We start from the raw sequence: 22,399 nt of genomic DNA on the forward strand, positions 1-22,399 counted from the left end.
TATGAAGTTAGCCACATTAAAAGATGCCTCTCGCGACGGCCAACTCGTCGTCGTGAGCCGTGACTTATCACAGTGTATTGCAGTGCCTGATATCGCGAACACATTGCAATTCGCACTCGACAACTGGCAACAGACCAAACCTCTATTGGAAGAGGTGTACTTGGGACTCAATCAAGGGATCTTGCTTCAAGCTATGCCATTCGACCAAAACCAGTGCGAATCACCATTGCCAAGGGCCTATCAATGGGCGGATGGGTCAGCCTATGTCAATCATGTCGAACTGGTTCGTAAAGCCCGCGGAGCAGAAATACCAGAAAGCTTTTGGACTGATCCGTTGATGTACCAAGGTGGCTCGGACGCATTTCTAGCCCCAAGAGATCCCATCGTCATGGCAAGCGAACAATGGGGCATAGACTTTGAAGGCGAAGTCGCGGTTGTGACCGGCGATCTCCCTATGGGTTGCTCGACCGCACAAGCCTCTGACGCGATTCAATTGCTGATGCTGGTCAATGATGTTTCGCTTCGCGGCCTTATCCCACAAGAGCTCGCCAAAGGGTTTGGTTTCTTTCAATCGAAACCGTCATCAGCGTTCTCCCCCGTTGCGGTCACGCCAGATGAATTAGCAGACGCGTGGCAAGATAACAAAGTGCATTTGCCGCTTGTTTCTGTCTACAACCGTGAACCTTTCGGTCACCCCAATGCTGGGCTCGACATGACATTCGACTTTGCCCAACTGGTTGCTCATGCTGCTAAGACTCGTCCTTTATCAGCTGGCACTATAGTTGGCTCTGGCACCGTCTCTAACAAGCAAGGGACAGAATATGGCACCTCTATCGAAGAAGGTGGCGTCGGCTATTCATGCATTGCAGAGCGGCGCATGATAGAGACCATAAGAGATGGAAAACCAAGCACATCGTTTATGCATTTTGGTGACACGATTAAGTTGGAAATGCTCGATAAAAACGGCCACTCCATCTTCGGTTCCATTGAACAGGTGGTGGAAGCATACAAGGATTAACCATGACTCAATTTGTTCTGTATGAGTATTGGCGCTCGTCTGCCTCTTATCGGGTACGAATTGCTTTAAACCTGAAGCAGTTACCTTACCTATCCATGCCTATTCATCTGCTTAAAGATGGCGGAGAGCAACATCACGCCATGTATGCAGAGCTCAATGCCAACGAGTTAGTACCGACGCTGGTCGATAATGATTTTGATGGTGAAAAACTGGTACTGAATCAGTCTCTCACCATTATAGATTACCTAGACGAACGTTTTCCTCGGCCGCGGTTAACGCCCGTTTCAGGCCGCGAACGTTATCTCGTTACTGCATTGGCTCAAGACATCGCTATCGATTTACATCCCATCAATAATCTACGCGTTATCCAAAAGCTCAGTCGAGACTTTGATTTGAGTGAGGCGGGTAAAACCGAATGGATGCAATATTGGATTGAACTTGGTTTTCATGCACTAGAGAAAAAGCTCATCGATGTGCATGGAGAGTATTGTGTCGGTGATAGCATCAGCTTAGTAGATGTTTGTCTGGTCCCTCAGCTCTACAACGCAGAGCGGTTTGGCGTAGACATGAGCCCGTTTCCAATCATTACATCAATTTGTTCGAAACTTTGTGAACATCCAGCTTTTGTTGCCGCAGAGCCAGAAAGGCAACCCGATGCCAGTTAATGAAAAAGACCAGCGTCAAATGCTGGTCTTTTTTTGCTATTCAATAAATTAGGCCAGATTAGATGGCGGCCAAGGTCGATGCTGCTCAGAGTCGACCCATTCCTGTACCCATTGTGGCGTTTCGTTGTCTGCAGGACTTACGCCTGCGGCATCCACTACATCAAGCGGCGCAACGATGCCTTGTTTTGATGTGACACCCGCTCGAATCAAAACCGATGAGCAAGGCTCGCCTTTCACCCACATAGACTGTTCGAGGTAAAACCACTTGTCATCTGTTGCGACGCATTGGGTTTTCATGGTGATTTTATCAAACATGTGGATGCGCTTTCGATAACGGACTGAGCTGCCTGCAACGACTAGTCCCCAACGTTTTTTCTTTAACGTCGACATCAAGCCACATTTTACAGATAACGCCGTACGTCCGAGATCATATAAGGTTAGTATGCGGCCATTGTTGAGCTCAAGAAACAGATCGATATCCCATGGGTGGCAGCGAAATTGGATTTCATCTTGTTGTGTGTAGGAAAGTGTTGGCTGCTTTTTTGATTGAATAATGGTTTTTGCCAACCGGAAAAAAGGGTACATAGGGTTACTCATATTACTGATTGACCTATAAACATAGACCTAATTTGGAGGTTTTACTCTAATATCTCTTATTTTTGTGAACATAACGTTAACTATGGCAATCAATACCTGTAACATTAAGATTTTACAAATCGTGGATTGAACAATGACGATATCGCCAATTACTGTGCGCCTCACTCGAGGAACTGATTTGAAACAAGCATTGCATAAGCTGGTTGCTGAACACCAGATCCAAGCGGGTTCCATTGCCTCATGCGTCGGTTGCCTGTCACAAATATCTATGCGTTTAGCAGGAGCAGAGCACACTCTTAAACGCTCTGAGCCATTTGAAATTGTCTCTGTGATGGGAACTCTGACGCCTGAGCATCAACATGTGCACATTTCTGTCGCTGACAGCAAAGGCAATGTATTGGGAGGACACCTCTTAGAGGAGAGCATCGTTGATACGACAGCGGAGCTCATTGTGCATTGTTATCCAGAACTGGTGTTCGAACGTGAGATAGACAAAACAACTGGGTATACCGAACTTCACGTTATTTCAAAGGATTAACCGTAAAAGCTACATCCAACGTAATATCTATTAGTGGATTATACTAAGGCAAAGCTTTGCTAAGATTGAGTCAAATATAAGGAACATTCATGATCGCTAAAATCATTATCACGCTACTCGTTGTACTCGTTGGATACATGTTTTACAAAAACAGTAATGCCCCCTCTTACCTCGGTATACACAATGGCAAATTCGCCCCTATGCCTTCCACACCTAATGCAGTCTCATCACAAACTGATGACCCAGAAAAATCAGTGGATGCACTGAGCTTCAAAGACCTAGACTCAGCCAAACAAAAAGTAGTCTCTGTGCTCAGCACTATGGGTGGTAATAAGATCGAAGAAGACGACGGCAACTACCTGCATGTTGTTTTCACCACACCGACGATGAAGTACAACGACGACGTCGAACTGTATTTCGACACGAATAGTGGTCTTTTACATTACCGTTCTCAATCGCGAACAGGATACAGCGACAAGGGATTGAATCGAGAGCGTTACAATCAGTTTAGTACTCTCTACAACGAGTAGTCCTGCCGTTCGGTAACCTCTAGTAAAAGTTTGCTGCATCGCACAGCCGAGATTCTAAAATATGTTAGGATGCGATTACATTAAGATTTGGGGCATTAACAATTTGAACAATAAAGTAAAAGTCCTATTTGTCGCTCTCGCTTTAGGCGCAGGTTTTTTTATTCCTAACCTGCTAAAACACGAACCTTCTGCTGATGTTGATCTCACCGATTACTGCATGCTTTCACAGCAAGTGTGCGAACAGCAGGGAGTCAAAATGAAGGTAGACTCACCACGCGTCACACCTCTAACACCTATTACGGTCGAAGTATTTTGGCCAGAGTCTGACGCACCTAATTTGAACATCTCATTGCAGGGAAAAGAGATGAACATGGGAGTGGTAAAGTTTCAGCTAGAAATGATCAAGCCTGATGTGTACCAAGGCGAAATCATCTTGCCCGTCTGTGCTGAAGATTCAATGACATGGTACGGCACCGTCTCCAACGGTGATAGCGATATTAAGGCAGCGGTAAGGATGACGGCACGATGAAAAAACTCTGGATTGGCGCACTAGTTGGGGCATTTGCTTTAGGTTTTGGTGCTAAATTACTAGTGGACAAGCATAATGAGTCATTACTGCATCAAGCTGAATTGGATCAGTTGGCGCAAGTGTCTGAGTCCGTACTTTTTGGAGAAGGTGGTAAACCTGTCGCCATCTTTGATCAAGCTGATCCTAGAACTCGCATTGTGTACTTTGGCTTTACTCGTTGTCCCGATGTATGCCCTACCTCGCTCGCCATGCTCGCTGGAGCGTTAAATCAAATCGACGATGAAACCAAACAAACACTCAGACCCATGTTTGTTTCCCTTGACCCGGAGCGGGATGCGGCAGAAGCCTCTGCTGAATATGCGCAGTATTTCCATCCTATGATTGAGGGGTTGTCAGCACCTTTAGAGGTCACTAAACCACTCGCTCACAAATATGGAGTCATCTTTCGCAAAACAGAGCTAGAAGATTCCAAACTAGGCTATACCCTCGACCATAGCTCATATTTCTATTTCCTAAGCCCAGACGGTACGCTTATTGAAAAAGTACCGCATACTTTAACTCCTGCTCCTATCGTTGAAGCCATCAAACGCATCAATGCTCAGGGATAAACTAACGACAACAATGGACTAAACCATGAAGCTCAACAAATTGATACTTCCTCTACTTGCTCTAGCACCGCTATCTATGGCTCACGCAGCTATTGACGTCAACGACGCATATGCACGTGCAACGCCACCCAACGCCACCACCAGCGCCGTGTTTGCTACCATCGAGAATACTGGCGATAAAGATCGCGTTATTGTAGAAGCGGCGTCACAAGCTTCACCTGTCGTGGAACTGCACGATGTTATTATGGACGGCGACGTCATGAAGATGCGTCAAGTGAAGAGTATTACTGTACCTGCAAACGGTCAGACCATCCTTAAGCCAGGCAGCTTGCATATAATGCTGCTAGACGTTGAGAAACCAATGAAGGAAGGTGAGACCATTAATGTTGAGCTGACCTTTGCTAATGGTGAAGTTCAAGTATTAACCGTGCCAGTGAAAAAAGTCATGTCAGGCATGAAGAAACACGCTCATCACTAAGAACTAAAAGGCCAACGCCACGAGAGGGTTGGCCTTCATTCTGATAAATTAATGCCCCTTCTTTGCGCTCACTAAACTAGACACCACTACAGCCATATAGAACACACCCGTAATCGCCTGTAAGTATACCGCGACCTCTGCAAGTGGACTGTTAGGGCTATAGTCGCCATAACCCAGTGTGGTTAATGTGACAAAGCTAAAGTAAGTCACTACTGAGAAGTTACTTCCCCATTTATCTGAGTGCTCAATCCCATTGATTGCTGTTGGGTTAAAATTAATCAGCAACAAATAAATCGCAGCCCAACCAAGCCCCATCACTAAGAACAAGGCAATGGAGCCTACTAACTTATTGTTGTCAATCTCGGAAGAAAGCAAAATCTGATGAGCAGTCGACTGAAACACACCATAGAAAAACGCCAACATCAGTACTAACATCGCAACATTTGCGTGTCCGCTATCAAAGAAGGTGTGAGTAAGGATCGCAATAAGCATCATGATACTGACACTAACCAAGTATATATACCAACCTTTTGAAAATTTCATACTAATCAAACAAATAACAAAACTGTTTAACACTACAGGCTTCAACAAAAAGTCAAGATCATCGCCGGGGAGCTCACGCGAAAGAGCACCTATAATCAGAATAAGAATGAGAGAAAGAGTGAAGAAAATGAAGTTGTTAGATTCATTGATTGATCGCATGGCTACCCCAATATGATTGTCTAAATCGTCATCAGCACTATTCAGTGAATAGCAAGCTAATATTTTTTGTAAATAACTGAATATTGGTACTAATCTAAAGAATGTCCCCTAACAAATTAGAATAGTAATAAGCAAACGGAGTTGCCAATGCGTCTACCAATTATATTGGTGTTAACAGCGCTTGTCGTTGGGTGTAGCAGCAGTCCCCACGACAGTACCATTCGTGTTAATGAATCAAACTATTTACAGGCGAAAATCGGCCCCAGAGATGAAGCCGTCAGCCTTATTAATGAACCATATCGCATTTGGGGAGACCAAATACCGAAAAACCTTAAAGTACTAAAGGAGAATTACGACGATAAAGGTAACCTCGACCTTTTGAAGAACGCACCAGATGCACCAAAAGTGATTGGTGATCGTTTCAATGTTCTCGTACTTTCCGGTGGTGGTCCTAGAGGTGCCTATGGTGCTGGCGTGATTAATGGCTTGAAAGATAAAGGGGAACTGCCTGAGTTTTCTCTGATTACGGGAGTTAGTGCTGGCGCCTTAATTGCTCCATTTGTTTTCGTTGGCGGCGACAAGTACGACGAACTCAAAACGGTCATGTTAGGCCTGAACGATGACATGATGTTAGGTGGAACCAGTATTTTTAAGATTCTGTTTGGAGACGCATTCTCTGAGGGAGACAACTTCTACAAAATGGTTCAGAAAACCTTTGATGATGAATTTATAGAGGAAATTGCAAAAGCGCACCAATCGGGCAAACGTATGTTGATTGGTACTACTCACTTTGACTCTGGCAGACAGATGATCTGGAACATAGGACGTATCGCTACCAGTGATCTACCCAATAAAAAAGACATTATTCATCAGGTTCTTGCAGCTAGTTCATCCATACCTGGAGTCTTTCCCCCACAGTTCATTCCTGTTAAGTACAACGGTCAGTCTTTAGAAGAGATGCATGTGGATGGTGGCTTATCCAGTCAACTATTCTTCGACCCAGTGGGCTTTGATTTCACCAAGGTGACCAAGGCACTCGGATATGCAAAACCTCCGCATATTTACATCATCCGTAACGGACGATTAAGAACCGAGTTCAAGTTCATCGAGGACGATACCGTCAGTTTGGCAGCTCGCAGTGTAGATAATTTAATACTCGCCCAAACTAGAGGTGATGTGTTTAGGGAAATGTACATCTCCAAAAAAATAGGCGCAAAGTTGTTCTTAACTTTTGTCGATGAGGATTACACTCAAAAGCCTCAAGACGGTAAGTTTTTCGACCCTGAATTTCTTAAATCTTTATACGACTATGGTTACGAAAAAGCGACCAGCGAAAAAGTTTGGGTTAATGAAATCCCATTGATTCGCCAATCTCCTTAGTATTTTATCACTTAAAAAAACCGCTCTTATCGAGCGGTTTTTTTGTTATTCCTCAGAAGCTTCAGTGTGGTTACGCTTATGAGTGTTATGGTGCGCCGTTTTATGATGGTGGTGCGTGGGTTTGTGCACATTGTGGCCACCATGAAGATGACGATGCTCATTGCTTTCTTTGTCTTGGAAAGTTAAATGATCTTTGTTGTGTTTGTGCTCGACTTCGTTGCCGTACTCGCGCATCATTTTTTCATGTGTCGCTGATTTTGTGTGTTGCATTGACATGGCTAACCTCTTCTAAAAATTATTTATACTCGACAACGCGAGCAACGTAATCTGTGATTTCAATGTCACCGATGCTGTTCTGATATAGGTCTACAGAAAAGAATTCAGGAGCATCTTTAGATACTTGACTCTCTACTTTTTTAATTAGGTTCTCAAAGTTTGCTTCGCTGTATACAGTGAATGTTTTTACTTTTTCTAAGTTGTTGGCTTTCGCTTGATCTGCCGTGATGTAGGTATCACGATACTTTGCAGAAAGTTCATCCACGCTATCAGTAATGGTAAAGCCATTCTGAGTATTACTTACAATATATACATCATCAGAAAGCTTAACTTCTTGGATGCCTTTCATTGCTGTCGCCATTTCTTGTTTGTTATGGTTCACATCAGACATGTGCTGAAGTGATTCTGCGTAGACGCCAGATGAAAAAACGACTAAAACAGGTAGTAGATATTTAAACATAATAAGTTCTCTTGTGGTCATGTTGTGCGATGAGATTAATTTCTCATGCTTTGTTCTCACTTAACAGTGAAGGTTCTTTAAACGTCAATTAAGCCTTGTTTAACTGAGTTTAAAAATAATGTCTCACCCCTAAGGTGAAGGCGATATCTGTAGAGTTATCCATATTAAACAAGTTCTCGGTACCCGATATTTCTAATATGGTATTATCCCAATAATAACGATAACCTAGGGTCGCTTCATTGACGTTTTCTGAAAAAGCCGTCTGGTTTAACGCACCTTGATATAAATGATATTCTGCAATAATTTCATGGTTAGAAAGGAATCGATAACCATAACCAATTGCACCTTCCCAAGTGAATTCTTTGAAATACAGATCTTCATCAATATTTTTATCGGCATGATGAACTACTCCTAACGTCGAATAAATAGAGTGTCCACTTTTTGCGTATGACCAATTCAATTGTAAGTTTTGTTCAAAGCCACCTGATGAGAATTCGTAATCACTTTTATTGTTGTAATATAGCGACCCACCGATTGCCAATGCCTGATGTTCAGATTCATAAAGTGAATACTGAAGATACAGCGACACGGCGCTTTCCAGCGTATCGCCTTCAAAGTTGTTGTTATGAACACCATAGGTATCGCTATCGACGTTGAAGCTATCGTCTTCGACTTCGTCACGCCCATCAAGCTTCAGTCCAGCAGCATTATGGAATGACTTCACCAAACTATCTAAATGGTTATTATGGGCCCACGCAAACTGATAGCGTAGCTCAAGCTGTATCTTATCTGCGGGTGACCATTGCACCCCCGTCGTTATTCTATTTTGGTAGTAATCCATTTGGATATCATCACTGGTGATCCAAACGCTGCCGAAGTTGTACGTTGCAAACAGTTCGGTTTTATCATTAGTAAAACCGCTACGAAGTTGTGTTGCCAGCCCTAATGACTGTACTGGAGCTTGAGCATCTACTTTTAATGGCGATGATTTAATATCTTCTGCCATTGCATAATTGGTACCTAATAATGTCCATATCACTAGGCCTATGAGAATATTTTTCATCATAACCTCTGATATATATAGTTCTCAGAAAATTAACTGAGAAATTAAAATGATAGTTAATTTATATTTTTTCTAGTGACCTTGAGCTTTCAAAGCATTATATCTATCGCACAGAACGAACCAACGGTAATTGTGTTTCGCAGCTGTTGTCGCCTTATAGTCCATCAAGTTTGAGAATATTTGATTACTTCCTAGGTCGAAGAATTTTTTATCAATAGAGGAAAGAAGAATTTCTCGCTCTTCAGGTTCAAGTTCTTCATGGTTAATGACACTCTGTAGCGCTTTTAGATATAACAGTCTATTAATACTCACTAAATCTGAAATGCTAATTAAGTAAGCATAGGATGCTAGGATCCAGTTACTTACATTCAAAGACTTTCTCTTTTCTATATCGGTCACTTTGAATTTATTAATAAATCGATTCAGTTCTTTCTTGATCACTGTGGCTGTTGTACGTGCAGGGATTAAATAGAACGCCCCCCACAAAATCAGCAATGCAGTGATATTACCGACGATAGAATTAAGAAAGTTCTCAAAATCGTAACTTGGGGCACTGGTTAACGGAACAAGGCTCGTCCATGAAAACAACGAAACCATACACACCACTTTTAGTAGTGACTTGCTCTGCCAAAACCAATAAGCCGCCAAATACACGCCAGTAAAGCCGACTACTGCAACTATCCAAGGCGAACCAATTGGCATGGCCCCAAATGTCAGAATAAACGCAAAACCACCAGCTAAGAATTGTGCATATATATTTGGACTTTGTGCCTGCTCTGAACCTGGATTTGCAGCGTACACCGAGATGATCATTCCAGCCATGATCATTGCCGACATACCACTATCCCATTGCAGCTCAATCCACATAAATGAAAGCGTGAACAGCGTGATGGTTGCTCTCACCATATTGTTGAGCACTACGTAACCATCGGTAAAGCGTCCTATATCGTTGGCATAATCTTTATTGGTGTAGTCAAATACACTGTTTTCGCTCTTGTATAAATCCAGTTGTGTGGCAAATAAAGCGACCTGCTCATTAAACACCTCGACCAGGTCAATATCTTTAATTCCCCACCTTTCAATCCATGATTCATTGATATCAACGCGAAAATTAGCTTTACACAACTCCTCCCACGCCTCATTAGGAATGGCTATGGCCCCACCAAGCTTTTTTAACTCGATGGCTTTGATACCAATATTGATAGAGTCATAAAAAGCAGTACGACTGTTGAGTTTTTCTTCCTTAGCACTTCGGCTTCCATATATCTCATCATCAACCAACTGCCACTTTTTGCTCACAAATACCAAAAACGCACGTGTCAGTTTGGTAGCATTATCTTCATCAGTAACAAACAGATTGCTTAGGAAGTTCTCTGTATAACTTTTGACAGAAAACAACTCATGCTGGTCATCTTTATAAGGAATGATCATAGCCGCGACCATTGCCATTAAAATACCAAATGAGATACCAACACAACGAAGCTGTACGTGGTCAAATAAATTGGTCATGTCAGGGTTCGCTGCCAATGGGAAACCCACTAAAGACAAGGTAATCCCCATCACGGCAAACATGTAGGACACACGTCCATGAAAATATGATGCGATACCTAAACTTGTTACCACTCCAAATATAATGAATGAGTTAAACAACCAAGAGTCAATAAGCGTAGCGCTGGCCACAAAAAGCACATATGCACCGCCAGTAAATGTCCCGATAAGGCGTGCCGCCGCTTTTTTGATACTCGCTCCGCGACTGCCAGTGATTTGAATAATCGCGGCTGTTGCCATAGAAGTACTCGTGGCCGAAGAATCCATTAACAGCGATAAACCCCATGTCATCAATACAGCCAGGCAAAACCGCAAAGCAAATGCCACCGATTCTGGATTTGTCCATTGTCGAGCAATCGTCGCTAACATCACTGAATATCCACTGAAACCGTTGTGCCAGCAATCAGTCTCTCATTTTCAAGGACTTCTTTAGGGATGCTAATACGCACCGGTACGCGTTGCGCGAGACGGACCCAAGGCACTGTTGGGTTAACGTTTGATATTAATCCGGAATTATCGGCACTCTGATCAATAATCGCACGACCAATACCTTCAATTTTGCCGACAAATGTTTTATCGGATGAAAATGGACGAATGTTAGCTTTCGCCCCTTCAACCAAGCCTTTTACTTTTGTCTCGGTGAAATAGGCCAAAATGTAATAGGTGTCACTCTCGACTAATGCAACAAAGGTTTCACCTTTATTGATGTAGTTCCCTTGGCGTTGGTTAAGATTCGTTACATAACCATCTTGCGGTGCGACCACTTTAGTGCGACTTAAATCTAATTCTGCTTTAGCCAAGCTACTTTTTGCTTGCTCTAAAGCGGCTTTATTAGCTGCTACGGCGAGCTTCTCCGAGATCACTTGCTCTTCAGAGACTAGTTTTTTACTCAACAATCTTGAATCACGACGGTAAGAGTTCTTCGATTGCTCTAGCTCGGCCTCCGCCTTCAACATTGCATACTTAGCTTGGGAAACACTGTTTTTGTAATCCGCATCATCAATAGCAAAGAGAAAATCACCAGCATTAACAAACTGGTTGTCATGTACAGCTACGGTAACTATCTCTCCCGAGACTTTTGGCGCTACTTCTGCAATTTCAACGTGAACTTTAGCATCGCGAGTCCAAAGAGATTGGGTGTAGGCGACCCAAGACGTATAACAAGTCGCCCCCGCAGCGATCACTAATGCAGTCGGTAATAGAACACGAAATAACTTCATTTAGCTCACCTTTATTAGTAGTAATTGTCCAGTAACAATAATTACTAAACAAAGTTCTGTTAATGAAGGATTCATGATCTTTCCTTTTCTCAATAGTCCACCTAGTGTGTATTTGACTACAATTAGTATTGCAATTGCCGCTGCTACCAACACCATAAAACCGGGTATGTAGAAGTAGTCAAATATAATATGATCATTCATTTTTACACCATTATAGTTTTTAGAATTAACTTAAATAACTTTACTTTCTGATATAGATAAACAATGAAAGCAGCGGTAATAGCTAAGATTAAATCTATAAGCACTTTCATTAATCAACTTGGTATTCATTTTAATATCCACTGAAGATAAATTAATCCACAGCCAATAAAATTCACATAAAAACAATCTACATATAAATCTCAAACCATTGATTTTCATAAAATTAATCCCAAAAAACCAACCATTTCAGACCATGTGGACCGTATCAAAATTAACTAGTATTAGCCGTAAATCAATGATTGGACTTCACACAGCGGCTCTAGTAAGAGACAAATAAAAAGGATATTTGGCGCAACAATTTATTTATAACACGATGATTATTGTCTTTTTATTTTCTATTGATGGTTTTATTCATTTAATTGGTAATAATTCAATTCGACTTAAGCGAGACAGCTTTTTCAAAAACCAAACGCAGTGATATTACTGTTCTATCCAATTAAATAAATCTGGAGCTATATAATGCCTTTTGAAGAAAAGAATAATGCAGCTATCGATGATGTTTTTGCAAACAAACTATTAGACAAAACCATCGATAAATATACTTTCCCTAATGACGAATCAAATCCTGATGCTGCATACCAGCTAGTATCTGATGAGCTTATTCTTGATGGTAACTCTCGTCAAAACCTAGCAACTTTTTGCCAAACTTGGGTAGACGGTAACATCCACAAAATCATGGACGAGTGCATCGACAAAAACATGATCGACAAAGATGAGTACCCACAAACAGCAGAAATCGAGAACCGTTGCGTTCATATGCTTGCTGATCTTTGGAACTCTCCAGATCCTGAAAACACGATGGGCTGTTCAACAACAGGTTCAAGTGAAGCGGCCATGCTTGGCGGTATGGCAATGAAATGGCGCTGGCGCGAGAAGCGTCGCAAGGAAGGTAAGCCAACTGACAAACCAAACCTAATTTGCGGTCCAGTACAAGTATGCTGGCACAAATTCGCTAAGTACTGGGATATCGAACTACGCGAAATTCCTATGGAAGGCGACCGTCTACTAATGACTCCAGAAGAAGTTCTAGCCCGTGTTGACGAAAACACTATCGGTGTTGTTCCTACTCTTGGCGTAACGTTCACTTGTCAGTATGAACCTGTAAAAGCGATTGCTGATGCACTAGACAAACTGCAAGAAGAAACTGGCCTTGATGTACCAATGCACGTTGATGGCGCAAGTGGCGCATTCATCGCACCGTTCTGCGACCCTGAACTAGAGTGGGATTTCCGTATTCCTCGTGTTAAGTCAATCAACGCATCTGGCCACAAATATGGTCTTGCACCTCTTGGTGTGGGCTGGGTTGTCTTCCGCGAAGCAAGCGATCTTCCTGAAGATCTGATCTTCCGTGTTAACTACCTTGGTGGTGACATGCCAACATTCGCACTGAACTTCTCTCGCCCTGGCGGTCAGATCGTTGCTCAGTACTACAACTTCTTACGTTTGGGTAAAGAAGGTTATAAGCGTATCCACGACGCTTGCTACAACTCAGCTCAATACCTAGCTGATGAAGTAAGCAAAATGGGCTTATTCGACATCATTTACGATGGCCGCGGTGGTATTCCAGCTATGAGCTTTAGCTTAAAAGCGGACGTAGATGCAGGCTTTAACTTGTTTGACCTAAGTGACGCTATCCGCGCTCGTGGTTGGCAAATTGCCGCATATTCCATGCCTTCAAACCGCGAAGATTTGGTCATTATGCGCATCCTAGTTCGTCACGGTGTGAGTCACGACATGGTTGATCTACTCGTTCAAGATCTAAAACGCACAATCGAGAAATTTGAGAAATTCCCAATCGTTAACTCTGTTGACGAAGAGAGCTCAAGCACGTTTAACCACGGTTAATCATCTCAAGCAAAGAGGGGCTAGTAGCCCTAGTCCCTCGCACTCTAATCACAATAATTATTGCGTACCAAAGCAGTCTGGTTCTTGTTCCGGGCTCTGGAGTTCTTTGGTTTGCATTTAGGAATCTAAGTAATCAGAGGTTAAAATGGCAACTCTAATGAGGCTATCTCCTTCTAAATATATTAAGCATATTTTTCTAAGTATGTTGGCAGTATTTATGCTGGCAGGAAATATCACTACAGATACAAATAGCGGCGTATCTGGCTTTGACATATTCAATAATGTTCAAGCTCAAGAACAAACTACAGACCATGCTGCTGTTCAACATTCAACTACAAGCATCAAAGCTCCAGCAAAAGCAGAGCCTATGTGGGTAGTAAAAGTGTTCCGTGAACACCAAGCATTGGCAATTTTCATCACCCTGGGCTTGGGATATTGGTTAGGGGCAATCAAATTCGGTCACTTCAGCTTAGGTGCAGTAACAGGTACGCTAATCGCAGGTGTTATCATCGGTCAGCTTGATATCTCGATCTCTTCACAAGTTAAGTCAATGTTCTTCACGATGTTCCTATTCGCTGTAGGTTATGGTGTCGGCCCGCAATTTGTTCGAGGTGTAGCCAAAAATGGTGCTCCACAAGCGATATTCGCAGTAGTCATTTCATTTCTATGTTTCGCAGTAACGTACGCTGGTGCCAAAATTGCAGGTTACGATGTTGGTCTAGCTGCAGGCCTTTGGGCCGGCGCACAAACCATCTCCGCTTCTATCGGTCTAGCGACTGATGCAATCAACTCATCTGGTTTCAGCAATACTAAAGAGCTACTAGACCAAATTCCAGTGGCTTACGCTATCTGTTATCTGTTCGGTACTATTGGTACTGGTATGATCCTAGCTTATGTTGGTCCAACTCTACTCGGAGTTAACCTTGAAGAAGCTTGTAAAGACTACGAAAAAGAGATGTCTGCAGGTACACCAGAAGATGGTATTTCACGTGTTTGGCATCGCTCTGAATCTCGTACCTATGAGATCTCTGACGATATCAACGGTATGACAGTGGCTGAATTCGAATCTCAACACCACGCAGAACGCCTCTTCATTGAGAAGCTGAAACGCAATGGTGAAGTAGTGGATGTCGAGCCAACTATGGCGCTAGCGGCAAAAGACATTATTGCATTAACAGGTCATACCGATGCACTCGTACACGCTCAACAGTATTTAACAGAAGTAGCGGACGAGGAGCTTGATAACCTGCCATTAGAAACCGTAGACCTAGTTGTTACCAACAAAAAGTTCGCTAACCGCACATTAGTCTCACTAGCAGATGAAGATTACGCTCGTGGCGTGTTCCTAAACAAAATCAGTCGTGGTGCAGCAAGTCAAGAAGTACCCCTACTAGCACAAACTGAAATTCATCGTGGTGACGTACTAAGTATTACTGGTACTAAAACGCATACATCACGTATGGAAAAAGAAGTAGGCCATGTAGATAGAACGACAACTGAAACGGATATGGTTTGGGTTGGTCTCTTTATCGTAATATTCGGTTTACTAGGCGCACTAGCTGTTAATATCGATGGCGCACCCGTTACTCTGTCTGTATCTGGCGGTGTTCTAATCGGTGGTTTGGTATTAGGTTGGTTACGCTCAATTCACCCAACATTTGCTCGACTTCCAGAACCAACACAGTGGTTTATGAACTCAGTTGGTCTTAATGTCTTTATTGCTATCGTAGGTATTTCTGCAGGTCCTGGCTTTGTGGCTGGCCTTAAAAACGTAGGTCCAGAACTGTTCTTAATCGGTGCGGCAGCAACGGCTATTCCAATGCTATTAGCTCCACTTATTGGTAAGTATATCTTTAAATTCCACCCAGCTATAAACCTAGGTATTTGTGGTGGTGCACGTACGAGTACTGCTTCAGTCGCTATGGTAGGTGAGAAAGCGAAAAGCAACATCCCTATGCTTGGTTACACTGTTCCTTATGCGGTATCCAATACCCTATTGACCTTAATGGGTATGTTTATGGTGTTATTCTACTAATAGGTAGCAGTCATGAACAATTACCACCCTCGATGATCAATTAAGCCCCTTACTTTTGTAAGGGGCTTTTTTATGCGAGTTATTCCTCAATAAAACCACTAACAAAAATAGCGGTTTTTTCTTTCTATAACCCTCTGATTTAAAAACCATATCCAACCGTCCTTAAAGATAATGAAAATAAAATATGAAAATATTTCTTATTTTTCTTGAATTCCAATATTGGGTGACCCTACCTATGAATTGTCGATAATTGATTTAGGTATTAAAAGTGAAAAAGACAGCATTAACATTACTTCTTCTTACACCAATGATGAGCTATGCCAATACTGGAAAAAAAGTGGGGATCGGTATGGCATTTGACCAAGGTCTAAGCGTAGTCGTTGACTTTAATCAGCAAATAAAGTTCATCGCAGGCGATGATGGATTAGCTCTAGATTATTCATTTTTAAAGGGAAATCTAGCTGCAGAAGCTCCTTTGAGTTGGTATGTGGCTGGCGGTGCGTACTACGACTGGAATAATGATTTTGGCGTTCGTATTCCTATTGGCATGAATTTGAACTTTGCAAAAGATTGGAAACTTTATGCACAGATCCATCCCGAATTAAATATGAATCATGGCTTAGATTTGGATATTGGCGCTGCATTAGGCGTTACTTATAGCTTCTAATTCTAGTCGCTAAATTTAAACATTAACAAATAGAGAACTTAATAATGAACAAGACATTTCTACGTACTTTGCCTTTGCTATTATTACCACTAGCATCGGTTTCTTCTGCAGAACCTTATATTGGTGCTGGTTACTTATACTCTAGTTACGATGACATTAACGTATCAGGTTCTAATAATGGCTACACTATTTACGGCGGCTACAATTTTGCAAAACTCTTCTCTGCCGAATTAGCATACGCGGATTTTGTTGATACGAACTCCCCAATTGACAACTCGTCTATCTACTCAAATGCATGGCTAGCAAGTGGTAAGGTCACGTTACCAATTGCAATTTTCGATGTGTATGGTCGTCTTGGTATGGGTAGATTCTCTAACAGCATCAATACATCTACAGACGTATTCGGTGGTATTGGTGCAGGCGTTTCTTTAGGCCCAGCTCGAGTTGCTTTGGAGTACACTAAGTATGACACTGCGATTGTCAAAGATAGCGTAAACCTTTTAGTTGAATTCCACTTCTAATCACTCAACACTACCAGAGAAAACCAAAGCCAGTTCGCTTTGGTTTTTTTATACCCGCTGTGAACATCTAATCATAAAAAAACCGACCGCTGGTAATCGCGGTCGGTTTTTTGTGGACTCTATGGCTGAATGTGCGTCAACAAATCTTTAAGCTTCTCAAGTGTCATCAATTCAATTTGCCTGACTCTCTCTGCTGAAACCCTATGCCTCTCAGCAAGTTCGTTCAATGTTACTTTTTCTGATAACAGCCAACGACTTACGATAATATCTCGGCTTCGAGCATCTAATTTAGCCAAACCTGCATTCAATTCATCGTTAATGTGCCTATCCCAATCTTGAGTTTCATATTCAATCGCCACATCGAGTTGTGGCTCGGCAAACACTTCACCAGTCGATATGACTTGGTCTTCATCTTCACCTATTTTCGGGTCAATATAGGAATCTCTTGCAGATAGTCGCCCATCCATAGACAGCACATCTTTCTTGCTGACTTTCAACTTACTGGCTAAATTTTCAGCCTCACTCTCACTCATCCACTCTTGAGATTGCTTGTATTTTTTCAGATTAAAAAATAGTTTTCGCTGTGACTTCGTTGTGGCGATTTTTACAATGCTCCAGTTTTTTATAATAAAGTCGGTAATTTCTGATTTTATCCAATGAACAGCAAAGGATACCAACCTGAAGCCCAGTTCTGGGTTAAATTTCTTAACTGCCTTAAGCAAACCGATATTACCAGACTGAATCATATCGACTAACGGTAGACCATACCCGGCGAACCCCTTGGCGATGTAAACAACGTATCGCAGATGAGGCAATACTAATTGTGATATTACATCTTCATTATTGTTGTAGTATAGCTCGTTAGCTAATTGTCGCTCTTCACACTCTTTTAATATTGAGTGCGAATTGACATATTGCATATAGTAAGAAAGGTTTTGGCTATTGTTGAACGAAATAGCAGCATTTGAATGAGACATCATTTCTCCGATATATAGTAGTTTTTATGTAGACTTAAATCGGCGCGAATACTATTGATGTGATAAATCAATATAATAATGAGTTCATAATCTTGAGATAAAGTAAATATAACATATTAAAAACAATGACTTATGATAGTATTTTGTATATTTTCAAACTTGACTTTGCAATAAAAGTTACTGGTGATTAATTAAAATTCACAAACAGTTATCGTTTCTTTATTGTCATATTATGTATAGCAATTTCCCAAAAAGTAACATCTTCCTCGCTCTGTAAGTAGGTTATCAACGCAACACCTTTATATGTTTCATATTTAGATAAGTTACTTACGCAAATCAAACTAACTATTATAGAGAAAGTCATAATGTGTAATCAGAAACCAGCAAATGTAACCATCAATGTAGAAGCAAACCATGATTCTTTGATGTTAAAGCTGAAGCCAACTGGAAAATTAACAAAGGAAGTGGTTACTCAAGTAGCCAATTTGATTGAAACTAGTATTAAGGAAAATGAGGACAAGAAGATTAACCTTCTTGTTGATGCTACTGCTTTCTCTGGTTGGGAATATGAAGCATTTGTGGAAGATATTAAGCTGAGTATTAAGCATCGTAACGACATAAACAAAATCGCATTATTTGGCGATCAAAAATGGCTTGAAATAGCGGCTACATTGGCGTCATTCGCAACCAGTTCAGAGGTGAAGTACTTTACTAACAATCAAGAAGCACAAGGTTGGATTAAACACTAATTGCGCAACTACCCTGTACTGAAACGTGTCAGCCAGTTTGGCTACCACGTTTCAGTAGTACCAGTAACATTATTGGTAATCTTGTCTCTAATATCAGATAGATCACTATAAAAGAATAGCGTTTCGGACAAGTTTAATACCTGTACCGTCGATGCTTCCAAGATCGCATGATAGTAAAACTCTTCCGCCGCAGATGTATTCCCTGTTGATTCCGCTACCTTCGCACTAATTATGTAAAACATGATACTACGCCTGTCGTAAGGGATGGCTGTAAGATACTGCTTCGCTTTGTATGGCTCATCTTTACTCATCTCCATCATAGACATCGCTTCCAATAACCTAGGTGTAAGCTGCTGATCCTGAGAAAACTGGTTGATGGACTGCTGCATTTTCTGATTAAGCTGTTCTATTTGATTGATGTTATTGCCATCAGGTTTGATATACATCTTCGATAGAATAAACATATAAGCCGTTGCGATGGTGTATTGATTTTCGGGTGCTTGTTGGGCCGCTAACTCTATCAGTTGTAATGCTTTTTCCTCATGATTCACCTGAAAAGCTGCACCTAATGACTCCAATATAGAAGAAACTGCATTCTCATCATCAGGCAACTCATCCACCAGACTGGCGACCTGAGATTTTCCGACCGAGATATTGAAAGACTCAAGTAGGTCAGTCAGCGATTTTTTTATTGCGGCTTTCACATGCCCTTGTGAAATCTTGTACCGTCGATCTAGGTGTTTATCACCCGATACTCGATTAAAGTACTCAATTTCTAGATATTGATGACCACCTCGTTCAATCGACGAAAAACGTAACTCGTTGGCCGCGACTTTTGCAGCAGGCCCATCATAGATGATCCTATAATCTCGATAGATCTTTAAATAATCCAACAACTTACGTGCCATCCCCACTTTAAGGTGGTCGCTTAGGAATTCCTCGTTAGCTTTCACATAAATATATCGAGGTTCAAAAGACAAATAACTAGGTGCTATCGTTGAAGCTGGATGCGCCTCTTTTTCCACACCATTGATGAATACCAGATATATTATTCCTGGAACTAGACAAATCAACAGAACAGACGCTATGGCCCAGTGCTTTAAATAGTTGGGTTTTTGTGTCCCACTAAGTCGCAGAGGTCTCAATGAACGAGCATTATCAGTATCACTCGTTTTACCTGCTTGTGATGATGTTGTCTTATCTTTGTATAGGGGATTCTCTGACTTACTTAGCGCTCCGGCACCTACCCTCCCGCCATCGACTGGTGCGGGGGTTTCGACTTTTCTTTCAACATCCGCATCTAACTTGTAGCCTCTTTTAGGAACAGTAACAATATACCCAAATGGATGACTACCGTGCTGTTTGAGAATTTTTCTTAACTCAAATATCGCCTGAGTAATGACTTGATCAGTTAAGATCGAGCCATTCCAGACTTCATTTATTAATTCATCTCTAGAAAAGACGGTATAGGGATTATCACACAGAAAATGGAACAATCTAGATAGTCGATGATCGATAATAAACTCTTCGTCATCCAAGATAAATTTGTCTTCACTTGGAATAAAAACCCAATCATCAATAGTAAATTGTATCTTCTGGTTCTTCATAGGTTAGTATTAAGTAACTGTAACTTATAAAGAAGTATTGGATACTATTTAGGATATTTCAAAAAATCCACCTTACACGGCACGAAAATGACGCACAAAGCGGACCCCGAAAAATCCTGACGTATCGCTTAGAGAATATCTGTTAGTAGAACCCCGACGCCAATACGCTTGTTGTTGTAATTGTAATCGATCAAACTTTCACCATACCCTTGGTAATATTGAACATAACCACGAACTCTCCCTATAAGGGGGAAGCTCATACCTGCCTCAAAGCCACCATAACCGGTACGGAAGTTATAACGAGCTACTCCACTGAACTCTACCGCTTGGTATTTATAAGCAGCGGTTAGTTCAAAGTGTCCCATGTAGTCTTCTATATCGGGGTTATCGTCATCACTGTCAGGGATGCGGTACCAAGGCTCCAAATAAACCATGAGGTCGTCTTCAGCATATCCAATACCACCATAAATTCGATTCCAACTGCGACTCAACTCTTGAGTTCGTCCATTAGATTCATGTTCAAAACCAACTCGTGTAAACCACACACCTTCCGTACTCTCTATTGGCAAAGGAGATTCATAGAAAATCTCTGGGCGATAGTTAGTTTCACGGAAAGGTGCTGATATCTCAGAAGAGTATGCCTGCCAAAATGACTTTAACGTAAAACCAAAGTAAATCTGATCTTCTTCGTTAAAAATACCATCTTCGACTAGAGGCATTTTAAAACTGATCTGGAACTTGATTTCTTCATCTTTCAGTTCATCAGACTTTCCTTCAAAAATGTCTGATGTGTAAGGTGCCGTATTTACCTGGCTCATTTCCGTAATAGGCAAAATGTAGTTTTGCCTATAGGGAGTAATGACAAACGGGTTATTCTCCGTCTCTTTTTCTAATGTGTGTCGAGTTGGAGAGACATGCTCTGTCGACGCTTGCACTTCACTCAAGCACTGTGCCTTAATCTCATCGAGGTTATCATGTTCAACATCCATGTGAATCTCACGCAACAAACAATTATCAAAGCGTGTGTCGAAACTGGCATCGTTTTCTTGCGCCAAAGCATGCATAGGCCCGAAAGCCACAAGTAGCGCTAGGATTTGAGAATGTCGAACAGATAACTTCATAACTCAACCCTTACATGTACATAGCGTGAAGAATGAAGTCGACACTTTGCTCAGTAATTCGATTCACGTTCGCATCTAAGATTTTTTGTGTGATCTTCGACTTATCATTCTCAAGTACGCCATTGTTGTTTACGACAAAAATACGACGAGCAAGTAAGTGGCCGTCATCTTTATCTTTAATATCAACATCCACAAGTAATCTTACTGAACGATCACGAGTACCAGCCGCCTCTTTTGCTAAGGCAACGATTGCACCAATTGGGATAATTTCTCGTGCTTTTACATCTTCACCGATGTCTTCAACTTTAATGATGTTGACGTCAACAATAGCTTGGTGTTGGCTCGCCGCATCTGTTGGGAACAGTTTCGAGCTCTTTTCAGACAAAGTGCCTTTAAGTTCTTGCTTAAAGTTCTCTACTGTTTGGTCTGTTAGCAAACGGTCTATCGTTTTACTAACGTGTACATTAACATCGTGAACGATAATATTCTGATATTCGTCTTTTTTAAGGTCGCTCGAGTGCCAAACATATCCATCTTCATGGGAGTTGTATTTTTGTTCTTCGTATGTACGTCCATCATTTAACGTCACCATTTCTTCTTTATCTGGTAGTGAACCTGCACACCCAGATAGAACCGTGATAATAGATAGTAGTAGTATTTTAGCTTTCATTTCTTTCTCCAGACCTTATTAGTCAATCTTGCTTTAAGAACAATAAATATGTTCAAGTGAATTTCGCTAACAATTATGATTAGCAAAATTAAAAAGTGAATAAACTAATCAGCATACTTCTATTAATGTTAAATTCTCTATTATTTATTGATATAAAAAACCTGAACAAAACCAATAATGGCGTATAAAATAAAAATAAAACCCTTAATAAACAATGACCTAAAAACAATTCATCGTAATAACCCTAACCCGAGAACAATTAAAAACCGCAAGTTTAGATATAAAACCACCTTTGAATAGATAAATCTAAAACAAAAATACAGAACTAAGAATA

Annotated in this window: 24 protein-coding genes; 13 read left to right on the forward strand and 11 right to left on the reverse strand. The window is 41.4% G+C overall.

Going from position 1 to position 22,399, the window contains the following annotated elements:
* Window position 1 precedes the first annotated feature (1 nt).
* Together MMA19_RS06225 and maiA are read left to right on the forward strand one after the other, a co-directional pair.
* On the forward strand, window positions 2–1,018 hold the full coding sequence (locus MMA19_RS06225; protein ID WP_240205789.1) for a fumarylacetoacetate hydrolase family protein: 1,017 nt from the start codon (window positions 2–4) through the stop codon (window positions 1,016–1,018).
* Between the two features lie 2 nt (window positions 1,019–1,020).
* Window positions 1,021–1,683, forward strand: coding sequence for a maleylacetoacetate isomerase (gene maiA, locus MMA19_RS06230; RefSeq protein WP_088877724.1), 663 nt, complete (start codon window positions 1,021–1,023; stop codon window positions 1,681–1,683).
* Between the two features lie 48 nt (window positions 1,684–1,731).
* Here maiA and MMA19_RS06235 read toward each other — a convergent pair whose 3' ends face one another.
* On the reverse strand, window positions 1,732–2,280 hold the full coding sequence (locus MMA19_RS06235; RefSeq protein WP_231892995.1) for an acyl-CoA thioesterase: 549 nt from the start codon (window positions 2,278–2,280) through the stop codon (window positions 1,732–1,734).
* 133 nt (window positions 2,281–2,413) lie between these two features.
* On the opposite strand from MMA19_RS06235, the gene MMA19_RS06240 reads away from it, so the two are divergent.
* The 5 genes from MMA19_RS06240 to MMA19_RS06260 all read left to right on the forward strand — a co-directional run bounded on the left by MMA19_RS06240 (window position 2,414) and on the right by MMA19_RS06260 (window position 4,963).
* Complete coding sequence (locus MMA19_RS06240) at window positions 2,414–2,818, forward strand: PPC domain-containing DNA-binding protein (protein ID WP_240205790.1); 405 nt, start codon at window positions 2,414–2,416, stop codon at window positions 2,816–2,818.
* Window positions 2,819–2,907: 89 nt separating this feature from the next.
* The gene (locus MMA19_RS06245; RefSeq protein ID WP_031494477.1) at window positions 2,908–3,348 is read left to right on the forward strand and encodes a DUF1499 domain-containing protein; all 441 of its coding nucleotides are present in this window, start codon (window positions 2,908–2,910) and stop codon (window positions 3,346–3,348) included.
* A gap of 103 nt (window positions 3,349–3,451) precedes the next feature.
* Window positions 3,452–3,877, forward strand: coding sequence for a hypothetical protein (locus tag MMA19_RS06250; protein WP_031494475.1), 426 nt, complete (start codon window positions 3,452–3,454; stop codon window positions 3,875–3,877).
* On the forward strand, window positions 3,874–4,485 hold the full coding sequence (locus tag MMA19_RS06255) for an SCO family protein (protein ID WP_006070200.1): 612 nt from the start codon (window positions 3,874–3,876) through the stop codon (window positions 4,483–4,485). Before MMA19_RS06250 ends, MMA19_RS06255 begins: the two co-directional genes overlap by 4 nt.
* 25 nt (window positions 4,486–4,510) lie before the next feature.
* Window positions 4,511–4,963 carry a copper chaperone PCu(A)C gene (locus tag MMA19_RS06260; protein ID WP_240205791.1) on the forward strand — a complete coding sequence of 151 codons (453 nt, stop codon included), beginning with the start codon at window positions 4,511–4,513 and terminating at the stop codon, window positions 4,961–4,963.
* A gap of 48 nt (window positions 4,964–5,011) precedes the next feature.
* Here MMA19_RS06260 and MMA19_RS06265 read toward each other — a convergent pair whose 3' ends face one another.
* A complete protein-coding gene (locus tag MMA19_RS06265; protein WP_006070202.1) occupies window positions 5,012–5,665 on the reverse strand; it encodes a potassium channel family protein in 654 nt (217 codons plus the stop codon).
* 147 nt (window positions 5,666–5,812) lie between these two features.
* Here MMA19_RS06265 and MMA19_RS06270 point away from each other — a divergent pair, with 147 nt between their 5' ends.
* Entirely contained in the window at window positions 5,813–7,045 is a 1,233-nt protein-coding gene (locus MMA19_RS06270; RefSeq protein WP_006070203.1) for a patatin-like phospholipase family protein, read from the forward strand.
* Between the two features lie 45 nt (window positions 7,046–7,090).
* Here the strand turns inward: MMA19_RS06270 and MMA19_RS06275 are convergent, their stop codons facing one another.
* The 5 genes from MMA19_RS06275 to MMA19_RS06295 form a co-directional block, all read right to left on the reverse strand.
* Entirely contained in the window at window positions 7,091–7,321 is a 231-nt protein-coding gene (locus tag MMA19_RS06275) for a hypothetical protein (RefSeq protein WP_171390236.1), read from the reverse strand.
* Between the two features lie 19 nt (window positions 7,322–7,340).
* Window positions 7,341–7,781, reverse strand: a complete 441-nt coding sequence (locus tag MMA19_RS06280) for a hypothetical protein (protein WP_124941649.1) — start codon at window positions 7,779–7,781, stop codon at window positions 7,341–7,343.
* A 109-nt stretch (window positions 7,782–7,890) separates the two neighbouring features.
* Complete coding sequence (locus tag MMA19_RS06285) at window positions 7,891–8,844, reverse strand: DUF3187 family protein (protein WP_240205792.1); 954 nt, start codon at window positions 8,842–8,844, stop codon at window positions 7,891–7,893.
* Window positions 8,845–8,916: 72 nt separating this feature from the next.
* Window positions 8,917–10,761 (reverse strand): FUSC family protein, encoded by a 1,845-nt coding sequence (locus MMA19_RS06290; RefSeq protein ID WP_240205850.1) that lies wholly within the window; start codon window positions 10,759–10,761, stop codon window positions 8,917–8,919.
* Window positions 10,761–11,612: an HlyD family secretion protein gene (locus tag MMA19_RS06295; protein ID WP_240205793.1), complete on the reverse strand. Its 852-nt coding sequence runs from the start codon at window positions 11,610–11,612 to the stop codon at window positions 10,761–10,763. Before MMA19_RS06295 ends, MMA19_RS06290 begins: the two co-directional genes overlap by 1 nt.
* Window positions 11,613–12,332: 720 nt before the next feature.
* Here MMA19_RS06295 and MMA19_RS06300 point away from each other — a divergent pair.
* From MMA19_RS06300 to MMA19_RS06315, 4 genes are all read left to right on the forward strand, one after another.
* Window positions 12,333–13,718, forward strand: a complete 1,386-nt coding sequence (locus tag MMA19_RS06300) for a glutamate decarboxylase (protein ID WP_006070210.1) — start codon at window positions 12,333–12,335, stop codon at window positions 13,716–13,718.
* 145 nt (window positions 13,719–13,863) lie between these two features.
* Window positions 13,864–15,753, forward strand: a complete 1,890-nt coding sequence (gene aspT / locus MMA19_RS06305) for an aspartate-alanine antiporter (RefSeq protein WP_240205794.1) — start codon at window positions 13,864–13,866, stop codon at window positions 15,751–15,753.
* 268 nt (window positions 15,754–16,021) lie between these two features.
* On the forward strand, window positions 16,022–16,420 hold the full coding sequence (locus MMA19_RS06310) for a hypothetical protein (RefSeq protein ID WP_006070212.1): 399 nt from the start codon (window positions 16,022–16,024) through the stop codon (window positions 16,418–16,420).
* A gap of 44 nt (window positions 16,421–16,464) precedes the next feature.
* Window positions 16,465–16,941, forward strand: coding sequence for an outer membrane beta-barrel protein (locus tag MMA19_RS06315; protein ID WP_006070213.1), 477 nt, complete (start codon window positions 16,465–16,467; stop codon window positions 16,939–16,941).
* Between the two features lie 119 nt (window positions 16,942–17,060).
* Here MMA19_RS06315 and rpoH read toward each other — a convergent pair whose 3' ends face one another.
* On the reverse strand, window positions 17,061–17,918 hold the full coding sequence (gene rpoH / locus MMA19_RS06320) for an RNA polymerase sigma factor RpoH (protein WP_124942227.1): 858 nt from the start codon (window positions 17,916–17,918) through the stop codon (window positions 17,061–17,063).
* A gap of 365 nt (window positions 17,919–18,283) precedes the next feature.
* Here rpoH and MMA19_RS06325 point away from each other — a divergent pair, with 365 nt between their 5' ends.
* Window positions 18,284–18,667: an STAS/SEC14 domain-containing protein gene (locus tag MMA19_RS06325; RefSeq protein ID WP_006070215.1), complete on the forward strand. Its 384-nt coding sequence runs from the start codon at window positions 18,284–18,286 to the stop codon at window positions 18,665–18,667.
* A gap of 41 nt (window positions 18,668–18,708) precedes the next feature.
* On the opposite strand, the gene MMA19_RS06330 is transcribed toward MMA19_RS06325, so the two are convergent.
* From MMA19_RS06330 to MMA19_RS06340, 3 genes are all read right to left on the reverse strand, one after another.
* Entirely contained in the window at window positions 18,709–20,274 is a 1,566-nt protein-coding gene (locus MMA19_RS06330) for a winged helix-turn-helix domain-containing protein (RefSeq protein WP_240205795.1), read from the reverse strand.
* A 128-nt stretch (window positions 20,275–20,402) separates the two neighbouring features.
* Window positions 20,403–21,395 carry a phospholipase A gene (locus MMA19_RS06335; protein WP_240205796.1) on the reverse strand — a complete coding sequence of 331 codons (993 nt, stop codon included), beginning with the start codon at window positions 21,393–21,395 and terminating at the stop codon, window positions 20,403–20,405.
* Window positions 21,396–21,405: 10 nt separating this feature from the next.
* Window positions 21,406–22,065: a DUF3313 family protein gene (locus MMA19_RS06340; RefSeq protein WP_006070218.1), complete on the reverse strand. Its 660-nt coding sequence runs from the start codon at window positions 22,063–22,065 to the stop codon at window positions 21,406–21,408.
* Window positions 22,066–22,399: the final 334 nt, after the last annotated feature.

The sequence above is a fragment of the Vibrio sp. CyArs1 genome (assembly GCF_022432925.1).
GTDB classification, from domain to species: Bacteria; Pseudomonadota; Gammaproteobacteria; order Enterobacterales; family Vibrionaceae; genus Vibrio; species Vibrio mediterranei.

Bases quoted from the DNA above. Each gene is read 5' to 3' on its own strand.
- MMA19_RS06330 (WP_240205795.1), bottom strand. From the start codon at position 20,274: ATGAAGAACCAGAAGATACAATTTACTATTGATGATTGGGTTTTTATT.
- MMA19_RS06285 (WP_240205792.1), bottom strand. From the start codon at position 8,844: ATGAAAAATATTCTCATAGGCCTAGTGATATGGACATTATTAGGTACC.
- MMA19_RS06240 (WP_240205790.1), top strand. From the start codon at position 2,414: ATGACGATATCGCCAATTACTGTGCGCCTCACTCGAGGAACTGATTTG.
- MMA19_RS06315 (WP_006070213.1), top strand. From the start codon at position 16,465: ATGAACAAGACATTTCTACGTACTTTGCCTTTGCTATTATTACCACTA.
- rpoH (WP_124942227.1), bottom strand. From the start codon at position 17,918: ATGTCTCATTCAAATGCTGCTATTTCGTTCAACAATAGCCAAAACCTT.
- aspT (WP_240205794.1), top strand. From the start codon at position 13,864: ATGGCAACTCTAATGAGGCTATCTCCTTCTAAATATATTAAGCATATT.
- MMA19_RS06245 (WP_031494477.1), top strand. From the start codon at position 2,908: ATGATCGCTAAAATCATTATCACGCTACTCGTTGTACTCGTTGGATAC.
- MMA19_RS06280 (WP_124941649.1), bottom strand. From the start codon at position 7,781: ATGTTTAAATATCTACTACCTGTTTTAGTCGTTTTTTCATCTGGCGTC.
- MMA19_RS06265 (WP_006070202.1), bottom strand. From the start codon at position 5,665: ATGCGATCAATCAATGAATCTAACAACTTCATTTTCTTCACTCTTTCT.
- MMA19_RS06270 (WP_006070203.1), top strand. From the start codon at position 5,813: ATGCGTCTACCAATTATATTGGTGTTAACAGCGCTTGTCGTTGGGTGT.
- MMA19_RS06235 (WP_231892995.1), bottom strand. From the start codon at position 2,280: ATGAGTAACCCTATGTACCCTTTTTTCCGGTTGGCAAAAACCATTATT.
- MMA19_RS06295 (WP_240205793.1), bottom strand. From the start codon at position 11,612: ATGAAGTTATTTCGTGTTCTATTACCGACTGCATTAGTGATCGCTGCG.
- MMA19_RS06335 (WP_240205796.1), bottom strand. From the start codon at position 21,395: ATGAAGTTATCTGTTCGACATTCTCAAATCCTAGCGCTACTTGTGGCT.
- MMA19_RS06225 (WP_240205789.1), top strand. From the start codon at position 2: ATGAAGTTAGCCACATTAAAAGATGCCTCTCGCGACGGCCAACTCGTC.
- MMA19_RS06325 (WP_006070215.1), top strand. From the start codon at position 18,284: ATGTGTAATCAGAAACCAGCAAATGTAACCATCAATGTAGAAGCAAAC.
- MMA19_RS06340 (WP_006070218.1), bottom strand. From the start codon at position 22,065: ATGAAAGCTAAAATACTACTACTATCTATTATCACGGTTCTATCTGGG.
- MMA19_RS06300 (WP_006070210.1), top strand. From the start codon at position 12,333: ATGCCTTTTGAAGAAAAGAATAATGCAGCTATCGATGATGTTTTTGCA.
- MMA19_RS06275 (WP_171390236.1), bottom strand. From the start codon at position 7,321: ATGTCAATGCAACACACAAAATCAGCGACACATGAAAAAATGATGCGC.
- MMA19_RS06290 (WP_240205850.1), bottom strand. From the start codon at position 10,761: ATGTTAGCGACGATTGCTCGACAATGGACAAATCCAGAATCGGTGGCA.
- MMA19_RS06260 (WP_240205791.1), top strand. From the start codon at position 4,511: ATGAAGCTCAACAAATTGATACTTCCTCTACTTGCTCTAGCACCGCTA.
- maiA (WP_088877724.1), top strand. From the start codon at position 1,021: ATGACTCAATTTGTTCTGTATGAGTATTGGCGCTCGTCTGCCTCTTAT.
- MMA19_RS06255 (WP_006070200.1), top strand. From the start codon at position 3,874: ATGAAAAAACTCTGGATTGGCGCACTAGTTGGGGCATTTGCTTTAGGT.